The 16,191-nt window shown below is 64.0% G+C and carries 16 protein-coding genes; 8 read left to right on the top strand and 8 right to left on the bottom strand.

Annotated elements, in window-relative coordinates; genetic code table 11:
* Positions 1–17: 17 nt before the first annotated feature.
* A complete protein-coding gene (locus tag EN862_RS21480; RefSeq protein WP_127867884.1) occupies positions 18–839 on the bottom strand; it encodes an enoyl-CoA hydratase in 822 nt (273 codons plus the stop codon).
* A 150-nt stretch (positions 840–989) separates the two neighbouring features.
* Here EN862_RS21480 and EN862_RS21475 point away from each other — a divergent pair, with 150 nt between their 5' ends.
* The 3 genes from EN862_RS21475 to rpsI all read left to right on the top strand — a co-directional run bounded on the left by EN862_RS21475 (position 990) and on the right by rpsI (position 2,614).
* Entirely contained in the window at positions 990–1,454 is a 465-nt protein-coding gene (locus tag EN862_RS21475) for a PaaI family thioesterase (RefSeq protein ID WP_127867883.1), read from the top strand.
* A gap of 225 nt (positions 1,455–1,679) precedes the next feature.
* Positions 1,680–2,144 carry a 50S ribosomal protein L13 gene (gene rplM / locus EN862_RS21470; protein ID WP_040983169.1) on the top strand — a complete coding sequence of 155 codons (465 nt, stop codon included), beginning with the start codon at positions 1,680–1,682 and terminating at the stop codon, positions 2,142–2,144.
* Entirely contained in the window at positions 2,144–2,614 is a 471-nt protein-coding gene (gene rpsI, locus EN862_RS21465; protein WP_040999876.1) for a 30S ribosomal protein S9, read from the top strand. The genes rplM and rpsI overlap by 1 nt, the downstream gene beginning before the upstream one ends.
* A gap of 58 nt (positions 2,615–2,672) precedes the next feature.
* Here rpsI and EN862_RS21460 read toward each other — a convergent pair whose 3' ends face one another.
* Positions 2,673–3,581 (bottom strand): LysR family transcriptional regulator, encoded by a 909-nt coding sequence (locus EN862_RS21460; protein WP_127867882.1) that lies wholly within the window; start codon positions 3,579–3,581, stop codon positions 2,673–2,675.
* Between the two features lie 94 nt (positions 3,582–3,675).
* Between EN862_RS21460 and EN862_RS21455 the strand changes: the two genes are divergently transcribed.
* The gene (locus EN862_RS21455; protein ID WP_127867881.1) at positions 3,676–4,548 is read left to right on the top strand and encodes an aldo/keto reductase family oxidoreductase; all 873 of its coding nucleotides are present in this window, start codon (positions 3,676–3,678) and stop codon (positions 4,546–4,548) included.
* A 195-nt stretch (positions 4,549–4,743) separates the two neighbouring features.
* Here EN862_RS21455 and EN862_RS21450 read toward each other — a convergent pair whose 3' ends face one another.
* Both EN862_RS21450 and EN862_RS21445 read right to left on the bottom strand, forming a co-directional pair.
* Positions 4,744–5,802, bottom strand: coding sequence for a glycerophosphodiester phosphodiesterase family protein (locus tag EN862_RS21450; RefSeq protein WP_127867880.1), 1,059 nt, complete (start codon positions 5,800–5,802; stop codon positions 4,744–4,746).
* Positions 5,803–5,897: 95 nt separating this feature from the next.
* Positions 5,898–7,112, bottom strand: a complete 1,215-nt coding sequence (locus EN862_RS21445) for an acyltransferase (RefSeq protein ID WP_127867879.1) — start codon at positions 7,110–7,112, stop codon at positions 5,898–5,900.
* A 125-nt stretch (positions 7,113–7,237) separates the two neighbouring features.
* Between EN862_RS21445 and speB the strand changes: the two genes are divergently transcribed.
* Together speB and argC are read left to right on the top strand one after the other, a co-directional pair.
* Positions 7,238–8,239: an agmatinase gene (gene speB / locus EN862_RS21440; RefSeq protein WP_127867878.1), complete on the top strand. Its 1,002-nt coding sequence runs from the start codon at positions 7,238–7,240 to the stop codon at positions 8,237–8,239.
* Positions 8,240–8,268: 29 nt separating this feature from the next.
* Positions 8,269–9,201 (top strand): N-acetyl-gamma-glutamyl-phosphate reductase, encoded by a 933-nt coding sequence (gene argC, locus EN862_RS21435; RefSeq protein WP_127867877.1) that lies wholly within the window; start codon positions 8,269–8,271, stop codon positions 9,199–9,201.
* 70 nt (positions 9,202–9,271) lie between these two features.
* On the opposite strand, the gene EN862_RS21430 is transcribed toward argC, so the two are convergent.
* Positions 9,272–10,363, bottom strand: coding sequence for a COX15/CtaA family protein (locus EN862_RS21430; RefSeq protein ID WP_127867876.1), 1,092 nt, complete (start codon positions 10,361–10,363; stop codon positions 9,272–9,274).
* A gap of 152 nt (positions 10,364–10,515) precedes the next feature.
* On the opposite strand from EN862_RS21430, the gene EN862_RS21425 reads away from it, so the two are divergent.
* Positions 10,516–10,731 (top strand): DUF2842 domain-containing protein, encoded by a 216-nt coding sequence (locus tag EN862_RS21425; RefSeq protein WP_042643947.1) that lies wholly within the window; start codon positions 10,516–10,518, stop codon positions 10,729–10,731.
* Between the two features lie 30 nt (positions 10,732–10,761).
* Here the strand turns inward: EN862_RS21425 and EN862_RS21420 are convergent, their stop codons facing one another.
* On the bottom strand, positions 10,762–11,820 hold the full coding sequence (locus EN862_RS21420; protein WP_127867875.1) for a polysaccharide deacetylase family protein: 1,059 nt from the start codon (positions 11,818–11,820) through the stop codon (positions 10,762–10,764).
* 90 nt (positions 11,821–11,910) lie between these two features.
* On the opposite strand from EN862_RS21420, the gene EN862_RS21415 reads away from it, so the two are divergent.
* Positions 11,911–13,140 carry a GNAT family N-acetyltransferase gene (locus EN862_RS21415; RefSeq protein ID WP_127867874.1) on the top strand — a complete coding sequence of 410 codons (1,230 nt, stop codon included), beginning with the start codon at positions 11,911–11,913 and terminating at the stop codon, positions 13,138–13,140.
* Positions 13,141–13,159: 19 nt separating this feature from the next.
* Here the strand turns inward: EN862_RS21415 and EN862_RS21410 are convergent, their stop codons facing one another.
* Together EN862_RS21410 and EN862_RS21405 are read right to left on the bottom strand one after the other, a co-directional pair.
* On the bottom strand, positions 13,160–13,594 hold the full coding sequence (locus EN862_RS21410) for a peptidylprolyl isomerase (protein WP_127867873.1): 435 nt from the start codon (positions 13,592–13,594) through the stop codon (positions 13,160–13,162).
* Positions 13,595–13,868: 274 nt separating this feature from the next.
* On the bottom strand, positions 13,869–16,118 hold the full coding sequence (locus EN862_RS21405; RefSeq protein WP_127867872.1) for an exopolysaccharide transport family protein: 2,250 nt from the start codon (positions 16,116–16,118) through the stop codon (positions 13,869–13,871).
* Between the last annotated feature and the right edge of the window lie 73 nt (positions 16,119–16,191).

Here is a 16,191-nt window from a genome sequence, read left to right as displayed (position 1 = left end):
CGGACCCATTCAAGCCGCTACTCGTCTGTCCATTCCGGCTTGCGCTTGCCGATGAAGGCGCCGATGCCTTCCTCGGCGTCGCGGGCCAGCATGTTTTCCACCATCACACGGCCGGTATAGGCATAGGCGTCGCCCAGTCCCATCTCGGCCTGGGCATAGAACGCTTCCTTGCCGGTCTTGACCACCAAAGATGATTTTGAAGCAATGGTTTGCGCGTATTTGTTGACAACCTGATTCAGATATTCGCGCGGCACAATGCGGTTGATCAGGCCGAACTCCTTGGCGGTCGCGGCGTCGATCGTCTCGCCGGTGAGCAGCATTTCCATCGCCTGCTTGCGCGAGACGTTGCGCGACAGCGCCACCATCGGCGTCGAGCAGAACAGGCCGATGTTGACGCCCGGCGTGCAGAAGCTCGCCTCGTGCGAGGCGATGGCGAGATCGCAGCTCGCGACGAGTTGGAGGCCGGCGGCGGTCGCCAGGCCGTCGACCTCGGCGATCACCGGCTTGGGGTGGCACACGATGGTCTGCATCAACGTCGCGCAGGCGGCGAAGGTCTTTTCGAAGAAAGCCTTGCCGCGATCCGCTTCGGCGCGGTGCGCCGTCATCTCCTTGAGGTCGTGACCGGCGCAGAACACTTTGCCCGACGCCGCCAGGATGATCACGCGCACGGATTTGTCTTCTCTCACGCGATCGAACTCGGCTTGCAGCGCCGCCATCGTCGCCAGCGACAGCGCATTGGCCGGCGGGCTGGCCAGCGTGAGACGCAAAATGCCCTTGTCCTGGCTGACAAGAACGGGGCCGTCGACGACGGCGGGCTTGATGGCAACAACTTCAGCCATGTCCAATCTCTCGGGTCAGCGCTTGCGGCGCATGGAGCAACAGAACTAGCACGCTGCCGGTTGAAGAACAGCCGCGAGACGTGTTTTCTCCGTCGCACCGTTTGGTCCAGGCACATCGCCCGGAGCCCACCTTTCATATAGGACGCCGCCATGCCTGCCCAAAGCGATCTGAAGCCCATGCTCAATGCGGCGGAAGTCAACGCGCTGATGGCAAGCGTCTATCCGCAACTCAACGACAACTTCACCTCCTACGAGGCGATCGACGTGTTTCCCGGCGGCTGCACGGTTCGGCTCAATGCCGACGAGCGGCATCTGCGTCCCGGCGGAACGGTATCCGGTCCATCGCTGTTCACGCTTGCCGACATTGGCGGCTATGTCTGCGTGCTCAGCCACGCCGGACCGGACGCGCTTTCGGTGACGGTCAACCTCGACATCAACTTCATGCGCAAGGCCGAAGCCGGTCCGATCGATGGCCATTGCCGGATCCTGAAGCTCGGCAAAAGCCTGATGGTGTTCGACATCGACATCGTGGCAGGCCCGGATGGGCACACTGTGGCGCACGCCACGGGGACCTACTCGATCCCGAGGAAGCGTGATAGTGATGCGGTAAAATAATACCGTCTTATCAACGCGTTGTTTTTATTATATTTATTCGCTGAAACTCGTTTTCCGTTGCCTTGACGCGTCAGGCGCCCTCGCCTATAAGCCCACCCGAAGCAGCGGCCCGCAATGGCCGCCGTTTTGTTATTTGGCGGGTGGCTCCGGCCTTCCCGTCAATCCAAGCAACAAGAAACGCCTTCTCCTGCCCTTTGCAGGGAAGGTCAACCTGAGAGCAAAACCATGGCTACCTTTTCGCAGAAGCCTGCGGATGTGGTGAAGAAGTGGGTGCTGATCGACGCCGAAGGTCTCGTCGTCGGTCGTCTGGCCACTGTCATCGCCAACCATCTGCGCGGCAAGCACAAGCCCACCTTCACCCCGCATGTCGATGATGGCGACAATGTCATCGTCATCAATGCCGACAAGGTGGTGTTCACCGGCAAGAAGTACACCGACAAGGTCTACTACTGGCACACCGGCCATCCCGGCGGCATCAAGGAGCGCACCGCGCGCCAGCTGCTCGAGGGCCGTTTCCCGGAGCGCGTCGTCGAGAAGGCCGTCGAGCGCATGATCCCGCGCGGCCCGCTTGGCCGTCGCCAGATGAAGAATCTGCGCGTCTATGCAGGCGCCGAGCATCCGCACACCGCCCAGCAGCCCGTCACGCTCGACGTGGCCAAGCTGAACTCCAAGAACAAGAGGGCTTCGTAATGGCTGAGCTTTCCTCGCTCGCAGAACTCGGGACCGTCGCCGCGCAGCCGGCCGCGCCCGTGCATGTCCAGAAGCTCGACAAGTCGGGCCGCGCCTATGCCACCGGCAAGCGCAAGAACGCCATCGCGCGTGTCTGGGTGAAGCCGGGCTCCGGCAAGATCACTGTCAACGACAAGGAATTCGCGACCTATTTCGCGCGTCCGGTGCTGCAGATGATCCTCAACCAGCCGATCGTCGCGGCTAACCGCGCCGGCCAGTACGACATCGTCGCCACCGTCATCGGCGGCGGCCTCTCCGGCCAGGCCGGTGCGGTGCGTCACGGCATCTCCAAGGCGCTGACCTACTATGAGCCGGGCCTGCGCTCGGTGCTCAAGAAGGGCGGCTTCCTGACCCGCGACAGCCGCGTTGTCGAGCGCAAGAAGTACGGCAAGGCGAAGGCCCGCCGCAGCTTCCAGTTCTCGAAGCGCTAAGCGCTGCGAAATCCAAGCTTTCGAAAAGGCCGCCTCCGGGTGGCCTTTTTGTTTTCCGCTACCAGTGTCCGGCCGGCGTTTTGACGTAGTCGATGAAGGCGCGCAGCGGCGCGGGCACCAGACGGCGCCCGGGATAGTAGAGAAACGGACCCGAAAAGCTCTGCCACCACGGCTCAAGCACGGGTTCCAGCGTGCCGCTCTCGAAATGCGGGCGTACCCAGTCCTCGAACAGCCAGAGAATGCCGACGCCGGCGATCGCCGCATCGATGGCGAGATCGACGCCCCCGCCGATGCTGACGAGCAATGGTCCCGTGGTGTCGACCCGCACCACCTCCCCATCCCGCTCGAACTCCCAGGGCATCATGACCCCGCTCGGGAAGCGGCCGCGCACGCAGGCATGGCCAAGCAGGTCGCGCGGGTGCTGCGGCCGGCCGTGCCGGTCAAGATAGGCCGGCGCGGCGGACGTCGTGAAACGCTGCGTGCGCGGTCCGATCGGCACGGCGATCATGTCCTGCTCTAGCCGCTCGTCATAGCGGATGCCGGCATCGCAGCCTGCCACCAGCAGATCGACGAAGTTCTCCTCCGCGATCACTTCCAGGCGAATGGCCGGATAGGCGGCGAGAAATCCCGGAACGATTTTTGGCAGGACCAGCCGTGAGGCGCTGATCGGCACATTAAGGCGCAAGGTCCCGGCTGGCCGGTCGCGATAGCCGTTCACGACGTCGAGCGCGGCCTCCACCTCACCCAGCGCGGGGCCAAGACGCGCCAGCAGGCCGGCGCCTGCCTCGGTCAGGGCGACACTGCGCGTGGTGCGATTGAAGAGCCTGACACCGAGCTGGGTTTCCAGACGGCGAATGGCTTCGCTGAGCACGGACGCGCTGCCTGCCGTGACGCGGGCCGCTTCGCGAAAGCCGCCGGCGCGCGCGACGGCCATAAATGCCTGGAGATCGTTAAGGTCAGCTGCCATTGTTCTTATTTCCGCACGGGTCGTGCCAGGTATACCCGGTTATCGGGACAGCGGCCATGCCCTATCTCCGTGCTCGACAGCGAAGGAGACCACGATGTCCAGCGTAAACAAATCCGGTACCTATAAACTCGGCGACCGCTCGGTCCACCGCCTCGGCTACGGCGCCATGCAGCTTGCGGGCAAAGGCGTTTTCGGTCCGCCGAAAGACCATGACGCGGCGATTGCCGTGCTGCGCGAAGCGGTGGCGCAAGGCGTGAACCATATCGACACCAGCGATTATTACGGGCCCTACGTCACCAACAGGCTGATCCGTGAGGCGCTGTCGCCCTACCCCGACGACCTCACCATCGTCACCAAGATCGGCGCCCGCCGTGGCGAAGACGCCTCTTGGCTGCCGGCCTTCACAGCCGATGAGCTAGAGCAGGCCGTGCACGATAATCTCCGCAATCTTGGCCTCGAGGCGATGGACGTCGTCAATCTGCGTATCATGTTCGGGGTGCATGGTCCCGCGGAGGGCTCCATCGAGGCGCAGGTCACCAAGCTCGCCGAACTTCAGCGCAAAGGGCTGGTGCGCCATATCGGCTTGAGCAATGTCACCCGCGCGCAGATCGCGGAAGGCCGGAAGATCTGCGACATCGTCTGCGTGCAGAACCAGTACAATCTGGCGCATCGCGACGACGACGCGCTGATCGACGAGCTGGCGCGCGACGGCATCGCCTATGTGCCGTTCTTCCCGCTCGGCGGGTTCAGCCCGCTGCAGTCGTCGACGCTCTCGGGCGTCGCGGAACGGCTCGGCGCCACGCCAATGCAGGTAGCGCTGGCATGGCTGCTGCAGCGGTCGCCCAACATCCTCTTGATCCCGGGCACGTCGTCGGTCGGGCATTTGCGCGAGAATCTGGCGGCCGCGGAACTGGAGCTATCGGCGGATGTGCTGCGCGAGTTGGATGGCGTGGCGAAAGCGGCGTAGGTCGGCGCAGCACCCCGCCCGCGCCTGCGGCGCGACCTCCCCATCAAGGGGAGGTAGGGCGCCGCGCTTTATGCTCGAACGCCGGTTTTGCATTCAGGATGCCGCAGGCATGCAGCGACGGCAGTTTGGCACGACGTTCTACCTCCCCTCGATGGGGAGGTCGGCGCGAACGCCCGGCGGGGTGAAGCGCCGGCTCTAATTAATACTCGCCGTACGCGCCGGCTCGGCTTGCTTGATGTCCGTCGTGTACGGCACGCGATAACCATTCGCCGCCAGCCACTCGATCGCCGCTTTCGGCTCGTCGGTCTGGATGATCGTTGCGCCGCGGTCGACCCAGAAACCCCAGGCTTCGCGCGGCAGGCCGGCGGCGACGGCGAGTTCATCCCCGCGGCCGCCGGCAAGGAAGCCGCCCGGCTTGTGGACGATGGCGTAAGTGTCGGCCCAGAGATGCCAGCCGCCGCGGGCCGCTTCCGCCCGCATGTGACTGCTGAACAGCGGGCCGCCGTTCGACGTCAGCGTTTCCGCGCCGTTGCGCCAATTGATCAGCTCGATGGCATGAGGCGCGAACGCCTTGTCGACCTCGGCGGCGAAGACGGCGTCATGCACGGCGTCGTCGGCCAAGATCGGCATGAACTGGAAGCCACCGCCAGCCTTGGCGAGCGCGGCGCTCGCGGCATCGATGCCCTGCCGGTTCCAGAGGTTCTCCTTGACGATCACCTGATCGGCCATGCCGAGATCGCGCGCCTCCGCGATCATGCCCGGCAGGTCGGTCACCTCCAGCTTGTTGTCGAGGTTGATCAGGATCTTGTCCCTGGTCGCCAGCAGCATCTCGCGCAGCGTCGACACCGTCTCGTTGGTGACGGCGCCCGTGCCCTCTATGACCAGCCGGCACGTCTTCAGCTCGGCAAGCGTATAGTTCACCACCTCGCCTCTGCAGGTGGTCGTGCGGTCGAGCCAGCTGTCATGCATGATGACGAACGTGCCGTCCTTAGCGCGCCTGACGTCGACCTCGACGATCTCAGCGCCGATGGCGATCGAACCCTCGACGGCGGCCAGCGAATTCTCGGCGTAGAGCGTCTTGCCGGCTTGCATGCTGCCGGCGCGATGCGCGGCAATCATCACATGGTCGCGCCACTGATTGGCATGTTCGAAACGGTCGAGGATTTGGGCGGCGCGCGTCTCGCCGGCTAAACTTTGATTAGGAATTGCACCAAGCGCGGCGGAAAGAAAAAGGCTCAGCCAGGGTGTTCGCATCGGGGAATCGCTCCATTCCGGGTCGGGACCCGGTTAGGCGATGCCCATGACAGGGCGGTGAACGAAGCCGGCTATCCGTCTTGCACCAAGGCTCTTCAAATCCGTTTGGAAAGACGGCGAAACCAGCCAAGCGCGGGCATTTCAACGAAGCGCCAGGTGAACCACGACGCGACGATGACAGCGATCAACATCGCGATCAAAGCCGCGAAGCCAATCCATGGCGAACCGGCGCCGAAGCCCGTCGCATGGTCGCCGCGCAGCATCAGGTCGCCGACGATGCCGAGCCCGAGCTTGCGCTCGACCAGGCCCCCGGCATTGATCATGCGCGCCTGGACGAAGATGTGGACCATGTAGATCGAATAGGAGAGCGAGCCGAGCAGCAGCATCGGCGGGCTGCGCAAAGCCGCGCTGACCCACCCGCCCTCATGCGCAAAGAGATAAAGCGCCAGCGCGAAGACGACCGGCGCCGCGATGCCGATGTCGTTGGTGCCGGCAATGGAGACGAACAGCGCGATCCCCGCGATCATCGCAAGCTCCGCAATCGTCCAGGCGAGGCGCCCTGCCCCGCCGCTGAGCGCCTGTCGCGCCTCTGCAATGGAATCGTGTTGAAACCAGGCAAGCAACGCGCCGAGCGAGAAGCCGTAAAGGCAGCGGATGAAGCCGAAATCGAAGGACACGTCCATATGACGCGTCGAGACCGCGAGCAGGAAAAGCGGCGCCGTCACGGTGGCGGCGACGAACCATATCCAGGCGCGCTGGCCGGCCGCGAAGACGATGGCGGCGAAGATGAGATAGGTAAAGAACTCGGCCGAAATGCTCCAGCTCGGCGCGTTCCAGCTCAGATGATCCTCGACGCCCATGCCCTGCAAAAGAAACAGGTTGGCGACGAGGCTTTTCAGATCGAAACCGGCGGTGAAGGGTGCCGGACCAGTTCCGTGCAGGGCCGGCAAGACGAGCCGCAGCGCCTCGAAGCCGGCGAAAGCGGCAAGCATCAGGAGATGCAGCGGATAGATGCGGCCGAAGCGCACCAGCGCGAAGCGGGCAAGATCATCCTGCTCGTTCAGCCGGCTGCCATAGGCGCTGGCGATGACGAAGCCGGAGAGTACGAAGAAGAAATCGACGAACAGATAGGAGCCGCCGACAAAGGCGCTTTGCGAAATCATCGACGTGGTCGGGAAGTGGAACAACGCGACCAGCAGCGCGCAGATGCCGCGCCAGGAATCCAGCACCAGGAAGCGCTCGCCGGCGGCCGTGCCGACACGGGTCGCCGCTGGCGCGGGCGCAAGGTTGAGCAGAGCCGTCTCAGCCATAATGATACAGATCCTGTGTTGCCGTGGCACTCGCCGAGCGCCGCTTCCTTTCCGCAAGCTGTGACTGGCATGTTGCGTGCCGGTTCTGTAGTGGTGGCTGCCCCGATGCAAACCGAGGACCCGTAATGGCGAACAAAGAGATCGACCACGCCTTCACCGCCCGCTCCAAGACGGGCGCGTCGCTCGAGCCGACCTATGCCGGCGCGCTGTCGTTCATGCGGCGCAAATACACGAAGGACGTGAAGGGCGCGGACGCCGTGGTGTGGGGCATTCCCTTCGACGCCGCCGTTACCAACCGGCCCGGCGCCCGCTTCGGGCCGCAGGCAATCCGCCGCGCCTCGGCGATCCTCGACAACGACCCGCAATACCCGTTCTCGCGCGACCTGTTCGAGCACCTCTCGGTGGTCGACTATGGCGATTGCCTGCTGGACAGCGGCAACCACCAGAAGACGCCGGGCACCATCGAGCGCGAGGCGGCCAAGATCCTGAAATCAGGCGCGTTCCTGCTGACGCTCGGCGGCGACCATTTCGTCACCTGGCCGGTGCTCAAGGCGCATGCCGCAATCCATGGGCCGCTGGCGCTGGTGCAGTTCGACGCGCATCAGGACACCTGGCCCGATGACGGCAAGCGCATCGACCACGGCTCCTTCGTTGCCCGCGCGGTGAATGAAGGCATCATCGATCCGGACCGCTCGATCCAGATCGGCATCCGCACCCATGCGCCCGATACGTTCGGCATCAAGATCCTCTACGGCCACGAGGTCGAGGAGATGCGTGCCTCCGACATCGCCTATGCGATCGTCGAGCGCACCGGCGGCAAGAAGACCTACCTGACTTTCGACATCGACTGCCTCGATCCGGCCTTCGCGCCAGGCACCGGCACGCCTGTCGCAGGCGGCCCTTCCTCGGCAAAGATGCTGTCAACGCTGCGCCAGCTCGGCCAGGTGGATGTCGTCGGCGCCGACATCGTCGAGGTTGCGCCGGCCTATGATCATGCCGATATAACGGCGATCGCCGGATCGATCATCGCCATGCACTATCTCGGCCTGTTGGCGGAACGAAAGGCACGGGCGGAAGAGTTGAACAACGGCAATCATGCCGCGATAAATCATGCTCACGGCATATAACATTGGAATCGCAGGGAATTTGGTAAGCGATGAAACCGAAAATCTTCATTGACGGCGAACACGGCACGACGGGCCTGCAGATCAGGGCGCTGCTTGCCGACCGCGGCGACCTGGAGATCATCTCGATACCGACCGAGCGCCGCAAGGAGACCGCCGCTCGCGCCGAATTCCTCAACGCAGCCGATGTCGCGATCCTTTGCCTGCCGGATGCGGCGGCAAAGGAAAGCGTGTCGCTGATCACCAACGACACGACCAAGGTGATCGACGCCTCGACCGCGCATCGCGTCGCCGAGGGCTGGGAGTACGGCTTCGCCGAGATGGACAAGGACCAGGCGAAGAAGATTGCCAGCGCGAAGCGTGTCGCCAATCCCGGCTGTTGGCCGCAAGGGCCGATCGCGACGCTTCGTCCGCTGGTCTCCGCCGGCCTGTTGCCGGCCGATTTTCCGATCACCGTCAACGGCATTTCCGGTTATTCCGGCGGCGGCCGGCCGATGATCGAGGATTATGTCGGCAAGGGCGAGGACGCGCCCGAGTTCCTGCCCTACGGGCTGACGCTGCAGCACAAGCATGTGCCGGAGCTCCGCACCTATGCGAAGCTGTCGCACGACCCGATCATGCAGCCGGCGGTGGGCAATTTCGCGCAGGGCATGATCACCGTGGTGCCGCTGCAGCTTGGCGGTCTCGACCGCGTGCCGTCCGGCGCCGAGCTTCACGCGGCGATCGCCGACCATTATGCGTCGATCGACGGCGGCGTGGTCGAGGTGGCGCCATACACCCATATGGAGCGCATCCCGGAGATCGATCCGGAAATCTACAACGGCACCAACCGGATGAAGGTCTACGTCTTCGCCAATGACGAGCGGGCGCAGGCGCTGCTGATGGCTGTCTACGACAATCTCGGCAAGGGCGCGTCGGGCGCCGCCGTGCAGAATCTCGACCTGATGCTCGGCATCAAGCACTGAGCGGCAATGCAGGCGTTTCCAGAGCGCTGGGCCGTTCGAAGGTTTCGCTCGCTATGCTGATCGCCGGCCGTCAGCTTCTGACACTTATCTGCGTCGGCAGCGGATAAGCGCCCTTGCTGCCGCGCCAATGCGCGGTGGCAAAGCCGAGCAGGACCAGCGCGATCGCCTGATGCGTCAGAGCCATGTGCAGCGGCACCTGCATCAGCAGCGTGCCGATGCCGACCGAGGCCTGGACGACCACCAGCGCGAACAGAAGCGTGGCGCGGCGGGCATGGGTGGTGCCGGGCTGACGACGCCAGGTGGCGATCATATGCCAGAGCGCCATGACAAAGACCGTATAGGCGCCCAGCCGGTGGACGAACTGCACCGTCTTCGGATTTTCAAAGAAGTTCAGCCAGGCGGGCTTCAGGAGAAGCAGATCGGAGGGGATCACCTTTCCGTCCATAAGTGGCCATGTGTTGTAGGTAAGGCCGGCGTGAAGGCCGGCGACCAATCCGCCGAGATAGATCTGGATCAGCGTCAAGAACACGATGAAGCCGGCGAGCCGCTGCGTCGAACGATCTGCGGCGGGCTCGGAATGCGGCGCGAGACCTCGCGCGACCGCCATGGTGGCGGTGAAGATCAGCGCGGCAAGCGTCAGGTGTGTCGCCAGCCGGTATTGACTGACCGAGACCCGGTCGACCAGGCCCGAAGCCACCATCCACCAACCGATGGCGCCTTGCAGCCCGCCGAGCGCCAGGATCCCGAGGAGCTTCAGCCCAAGCCCGCGTTCGATGCGGCGCGTCGCCCAGAAGAACAGCAGTGGCAAGGCAAAGACCACGCCGACGCCGCGCGCCAGGATGCGGTGCACCCACTCCCACCAGAAGATGGACTTGAAGTCCTCGACGCTCATGCCCTTGTTGATCTCGGTATATTGCGGGATCTGCTGGTAGCGCTGGAACTCTTCCTGCCACTCGGCATCGTTGAGCGGCGGGATGACGCCATGGATCGGCTGCCACTGGGTGATGGACAGGCCAGAGCCGGTGAGACGGGTGGAGCCGCCGACCACTACCAGCGCGAACAGCACAAGCACCACGACGTACAGCCAGCCGCGCACCAGGACGCGGTTATGCAGATCTCGGTCGCGTGCGGCATAGGGGGCCGTGGCGGTGATGGCAGCCATGGGCGTATTCCAACGATTGAAAACGGCGGATTGGTGGACCATGGCCGCCCGGCTGACAAGACTGGACAGCGCGGCACGCCGTCGCGCCGGGCCGCGGCGGTTGCACGCGCATGTCATTCAGCCTAAGCGAGACGGGTCAACGAGACCGCGACATGCCCATTCGCCTGAAAAAGCTGATCGGAACCATCCTGCTGGTGGCGCTGGTTATCATCTACGCGCTGATCGCGTCGGCCGTCGCGGTCACCAGGCTCGCCGAGTATGGGCCTACCGCGCATCTCCTGTTCTTCCTGCTCAGCGGCTTTCTTTGGGTTCTGCCGGCCATGGCCATCATCAAATGGCTGATCATCGAGCCGCGGCCGAAGGGCTGAGCCGCGCCGACGCCGGCGGCGCCGGCTCGTCTAGATGGTCACCACCATCTTGCCGGCATTGGCAAGCGGCGTGGTGATGCCGGACAACATCGTGCGGATATGGGCGACGCTCTGGTAGCGGCCGTTGACGGAGATGCGCGGCAAAGCATGCAGGAAGCCGGCATGCTCGGCCCTTAGCACACCGTGCCGAGTGGTCACCGCCGAGGCATAGCCCGCGTCGCGGGCAAAGCCCACTTCGCGGCAGCCGACGGCGCTGGCATAGCCATAGGGGTAAGCCAGATGACGCGGCTCCTCGCCGAGCTTTTCCTTGAGGATACGGCGGACGTCGCCGATCTCATGGCGCGCATCGGCTTCGGACAGCCGCTTCAAGTTGCGATGATTGACCGTGTGCGCGCCAATGGTCACCAATGGGTGCGCGGCCATGCTGCGAAGCTCATCCCAGCTCATCAAGGTGCCTGGGCGGTCTGTGCCCAATTCGTGGCCGCTCGAACGGGCCAGTTCCCGCAGCGCCGCACCCTGCTCTTCCTCGGGTACTTCCACGGTCAGCCATGCGTTCAGCCGCTCGACCGCCTGGATCTTCCTGCCTGATGTCGAGCAATCGATCATCGTCGGCTTGCCCGCCATCGTCAGCGTCAGGCGCGAACTGGTGTCGACGATGTCCTCGATCACATCCCACCAGAGATCGACGGCGCCGTCGATCAAGCCGGGGGCGACGTAGATGGTGATCGGCGCGCCGTGCTTCTCGAGCACCGGCAGCGCCTCCGTCATGTTGTCGCGATAGGCGTCATCGGCGGTGATCGTGGCGAACTGGCCACCCTTGCCATCAGCCTTGATCCGCTCGATCGCTTCATCAAGGGAAACAAAGGCATAACCCTTTGCCTTCATGTCGGCGATAAGCCTGTCAAGAAAAGCGGGAGCAATGTTCAGATGCCGATTGACGCTGTTCGGCTTCTCCGGTGTCGCGGTGACGCGGTGCAGCATCAGGATGGCGCCGATGCCGCCGACAAACGGCCGCGCCAGGGGCGCCAGACCGGAGTAGCGGGCAAGGTTCAACGCCAGTTTCCGGATTGCCTCGCCCCCGTCGATCATTCCTTCACCTTTTGCGCCTAGGCTCATCCATGCACGACTTGCGCCTATGCGAACCCCAGGTTGCAACCAATACGTCTTAAGGATTGAGGGATGGTTGACGCCGCCGCGTCATTTGACGGCAACCGGGTCGCTGCCAATGAGGTTTCCACGCGACCGATGAAGGCCGATCAAGGCCGGTTGACCGCTACCGCACGCGATGGCGCCGGCCTTGCCGATTACATTCAATTCTGCGCCTCGGCGTTGTTTGCGCCGGCGCAAAGCGCATCCTGGGTGAACAACTGGGCAATCGCGACGGGCGCCGACATGGTTGTCGCGACGCTTGTCTGCGACGGCCGCCCGGCGCTTTCGCTGGCGCTGGAAGTCATTCGCCGCGGTCCCTTCAAGCTTGCCCGTTTCGCCGGCGGTCGGCACGCCAACGGCAATTTCGCGGCAGCCGATCCGCGCTTTCTGCCCGCCATCGACGCTCCGGCGATCCGCTCGATGTTCAAGGCAATCAGCCGAAAGCGCCCGGACATCGACCTGATCTCACTGGAAAGGCTGCTGCCGGATCTCGATGGCGTCGCCAATCCACTGGCCGTGCTGCCCGGCTTCCCAAGTCCGAACCTTGCACTCGCGGTCGATCTCGACGGCGGGTTCGACGCGCTGCTGTCGCGCGCGAGCGGCAAGCGCAAGCGCAAGAAGCACCGCTCGCAGACGCGCAAGTTCGAGGCAGTCGGAACCTTCCGCCGCATCGAGGCCCGCACCCGCGAGGAGGTCGACAGGGTGCTCGATGCCTTCCTCGAGATGAAGGCGACGCGTTTCGCCAAGATGGGCATCGCCAATGTCTTCGGCGACAGGCAGGTGCGCGACTTTTTCCGGGCGCTGTTTACCGATGCGCTGACCGAGGAAAAGCCATCCTTCCTGCTGCACGGCCTTGACGTGGCGGGAAAGCTGCGCGCGGTGACGGGCTCCAGCCGCTCGGGCAAGCGGCTGATCTGCGAGTTTGGCGCCATCGCCGAGGACGATCTCGCCTTCACCAGCCCTGGCGACTTCCTGTTCTTCGACAACATCCAGGAAGCCTGCGAGCTTGGTTTCGGCGTGTACGACTTCTCGGTCGGCGACGAGCCTTACAAGCGGCTCTGGTGCGATATCGAAGTCCAGCATTTCGAGGTGCTCGCGCCACTGACGCTGAAGGGCCACGCGTTGGCCGCGGCGATGCGGCAAGGTGCGCGGGCGAAGGCCTTCATCAAGAACAACCCGACAGTCTGGAAGCTGACCAAGATGCTGCGCCGCAAGGCTGCCGGACAGGCGGCACCTGCCGTGACCGAGGACGACAGCTAGCCCTGGAAAGAGTCGCTGACTACGCCGCCTGAACGATCTCGACCAATTCAACGTCGAACACCAGGTCCTTTCCCGCCAACGGATGATTGCCGTCGAGCTTGACGCTGGCGTCGTCGACGCCGATGACCGTCACTTGCATGGGACGTCCTTCGCGGGTGCGGGCCTGCAATCGGGTGCCAACATCGACGTTGATGTTTGCCGGCACCGCGGCGCGGTCGACGGTTACGACCGCCTCGGGGCGATGAGGGCCATAGGCGGCGTCAGCGGGAACGGTGACGGTGCTTTTCGTGCCGACCTCCATGCCCTCGACATGGGTTTCGAGACCAGGAATTACCTGTCCTTCACCGAGTGTGAACTGCAGCGGTTCACTGCCTGAAGAATCGAATTGGGTGCCGTCCACCAGACGCCCAGTGTAGTTGATGCGTACGGTGTCGCCGTTCTTGGCCTGTGTCATAACAGCCATCCTTTGGGAATTTGGGGGCCGGCCTATGGATCACGGTCCCGCTCACGATCATCCACGCACAAAAATGCGCAGCGCGAAACATCCAAACTAGGTGCCTTGCCGCCGATGTAAAGTGCAGGAGCCGCCGAGAAATGCTCCGATCCTAACGATTGTCATCCCCCTCGGCTAAGCTGCGCCCCATTCGTCGCGGTCCGGTCTCCGGTACCTCGCGGTTATCCTGGGCAAGCGTCGCGGCAGCGCCGGACAGCCTTGTCGGCCTCCAGCCCTATGCAGCCGACCGGCGTCCGGGCAATGGATCTCCCGGCTCATGGCCGACCGGCGTGACCAGCGTGACATCCGGAAAGCCGTTCTCGATCAGCTTCACCGCGGCCTGGGTCACCTGATCGTCGGCTTCCAGCATCGACAGGAAGACTTCGGTGCCGTCGCCGACCAGGCGGCTGATGCCCTGCGCATCGGCCGGGCCGCATTCGACCACAACGAGATCGTAGGCTGTGGTCAGCGACTGCATGATGATGGGCAGCCGGTCGGCGGCGCGCATGGCGCGGACCGGGTCGGCGGTGCCGACCGGAATGACATGCGCATCCGAATAGAGATCGGGATGGATGACGTCGCTGAACTGCGCTTCGGAAGCGAGCAGATTGGTGATGCCGGGGAAGAGGCTCGAGTCCAGCATCGGCCGGGACGCCGCGCCCGATGCGGTGAGATCGAGCAAAAGCACACGCAGGCCGGCGTCGGAGACTTCGCGCGCCACCAGCACGGCGGACGCGGCCGCCTCGTCGCCTTCCGGCGACACGAAGATCGCACGCGCCGCACCGGAGGCGATCAGCTTCTCCGCCGCCTTGTCGACATCGATCTCGCCGAGCCGGGATTGGCGCGGCTCGGGCGCCGATTCGCCGGCTTCAGAAGGCCTGACAACGGACTCAGCGGGTTCGGCAGCGGCGGCATGAACCTCTACCGGCTCGGTCTCGGCCGGCCTGGGGAGTTCCGCTTCCGCGATGGAATGACCTGCCGCGGCTTCCTTGTAAGGAGCAAAAGCGCGACCTTCGTCATCGATCGCCGGTTCCGTCCGCGCGACAGGCATTGCCACCTGCTCTATGTTCTCAAAACGGGCACTGGGTGCAGGACGCATGGCGCGGCCGGAGAACAGCTCGCCAAGCAGCGTTCCGATCGCCATCAGGAGCAGCGAAGCGGCGGCGGCGGCGCCGGTGATCGGCCCGATCTTCGGGAAATAAGGCTGGGACGGCACCTGAGCCTGCGCGATCAGGCTCGCCGCGACGGGCGAGTATTTGCGATCCTTGCGCGAGGCCGCCGCATTGTAACTTGCCATATAGGATTCAAGCTGTTGGCGCTGAACGTTCGCGTCACGCTGTAAGGCGTCCAGCTGCACCTGCTGTTCGCCGGCGCGCGCCGAGGCGGCTTTCAGCGTGTTGACATCCGTGACCAGCTGATCCTCGCGGGCCTTCGCCGTCTGAGCCTGTGCCGACAGGCCCCGGATGATCTTTTGCGCCTCATTGCGAATCTGGCCGTCGAGGTCGGCAAGCTGCGATTTCAGCGCCCGGATGCGCGGATGGTTGTCCAGCAGGGTCGTCGAAAGGTCGGCAATATTGGCCCGGAGCTCCACCTGGCGCTCGCGCAGGCGCTGGATCAGCTCGGAGGACAGGACCTCCGGCACGCTGTCCAGCGAGCCGCCATTCTGCAGCGCCCGGCGCACGCTCTCAGCACTCGCCTCGGCGGCGGCGCGGCTGGCGCGCACGCGTGACAATTCGCTCGATAGCTCGGCGAGCTGCTGAGTCGGCAGCACCGCATTGTTGCCGCCCATCAGGAGGTCTGATTGGGCGCGGAACGCCGCGACCTTGGCCTCGGCGTCCTTCACCCGATTCTGCAGGTCGGCGATTTCCGGCGCCAGGAAGTTGGTGGCGGCGGCGTTCGATTCGAGCTTGGCGTCGCCCTTCGAGGCGATATAGGCGTTGGCGATGCCGTTCGCGATGTCGGCGGCAAGCTTGGGATCCTTCGAGGCGAACTCGATGGCGATCGCGCGAGTCTTTTCAACAGCGTAGACATTGAGCTTGTCGTGCATGGCGTTCAGCACGCGCTCTTCCGGCGGAATATCGAAGGGATCGCTTTTCAAGCCGACGAGAACGAGCATGCGCCCGAGCGCCGACATCTTCAGCGTTTCGTCGAACTCCGGCAGCTTATCCAGATTGAGCTTGGTCGCCACCTGCTTGAGGATGTCGGGCGAGGAAATGATCTGCACCTGAGTCGCCACGCCCTGCTCGTCGAGAATCGGCTTGTCGTCGTCGTTGGTGCCCGGCGGGCGGGTGTATTCAGATTCGCGCGAGCCGATCTCCAGCTTGGCTGTCGCCTTATAATAAGGCGTCGCGAGCCAGGCCAAAGCGAAGGCGAGCCCGGTGACCACAAGCGTGACAATAACAATGCGCAGCCAGTTCCTCGCCAGGCTGGCGAAAAGCTGTTTCAGGTCGACATCGACATCTGCGGCCGCGGACTGAACGGACATGCATCCTGCTCCGAACTTTGAGTCGAGGATGGACCGTAAACAACTATGGTAACTCACCCGTTAAGATTAGGGC

The sequence above is a fragment of the Mesorhizobium sp. M2E.F.Ca.ET.219.01.1.1 genome, from assembly GCF_004016445.2.
Lineage (GTDB): Bacteria > Pseudomonadota > Alphaproteobacteria > Rhizobiales > Rhizobiaceae > Mesorhizobium.
Note: the sequence above shows the minus strand (reverse complement) of the source record. Positions and strands in the feature narration are given on the sequence as shown.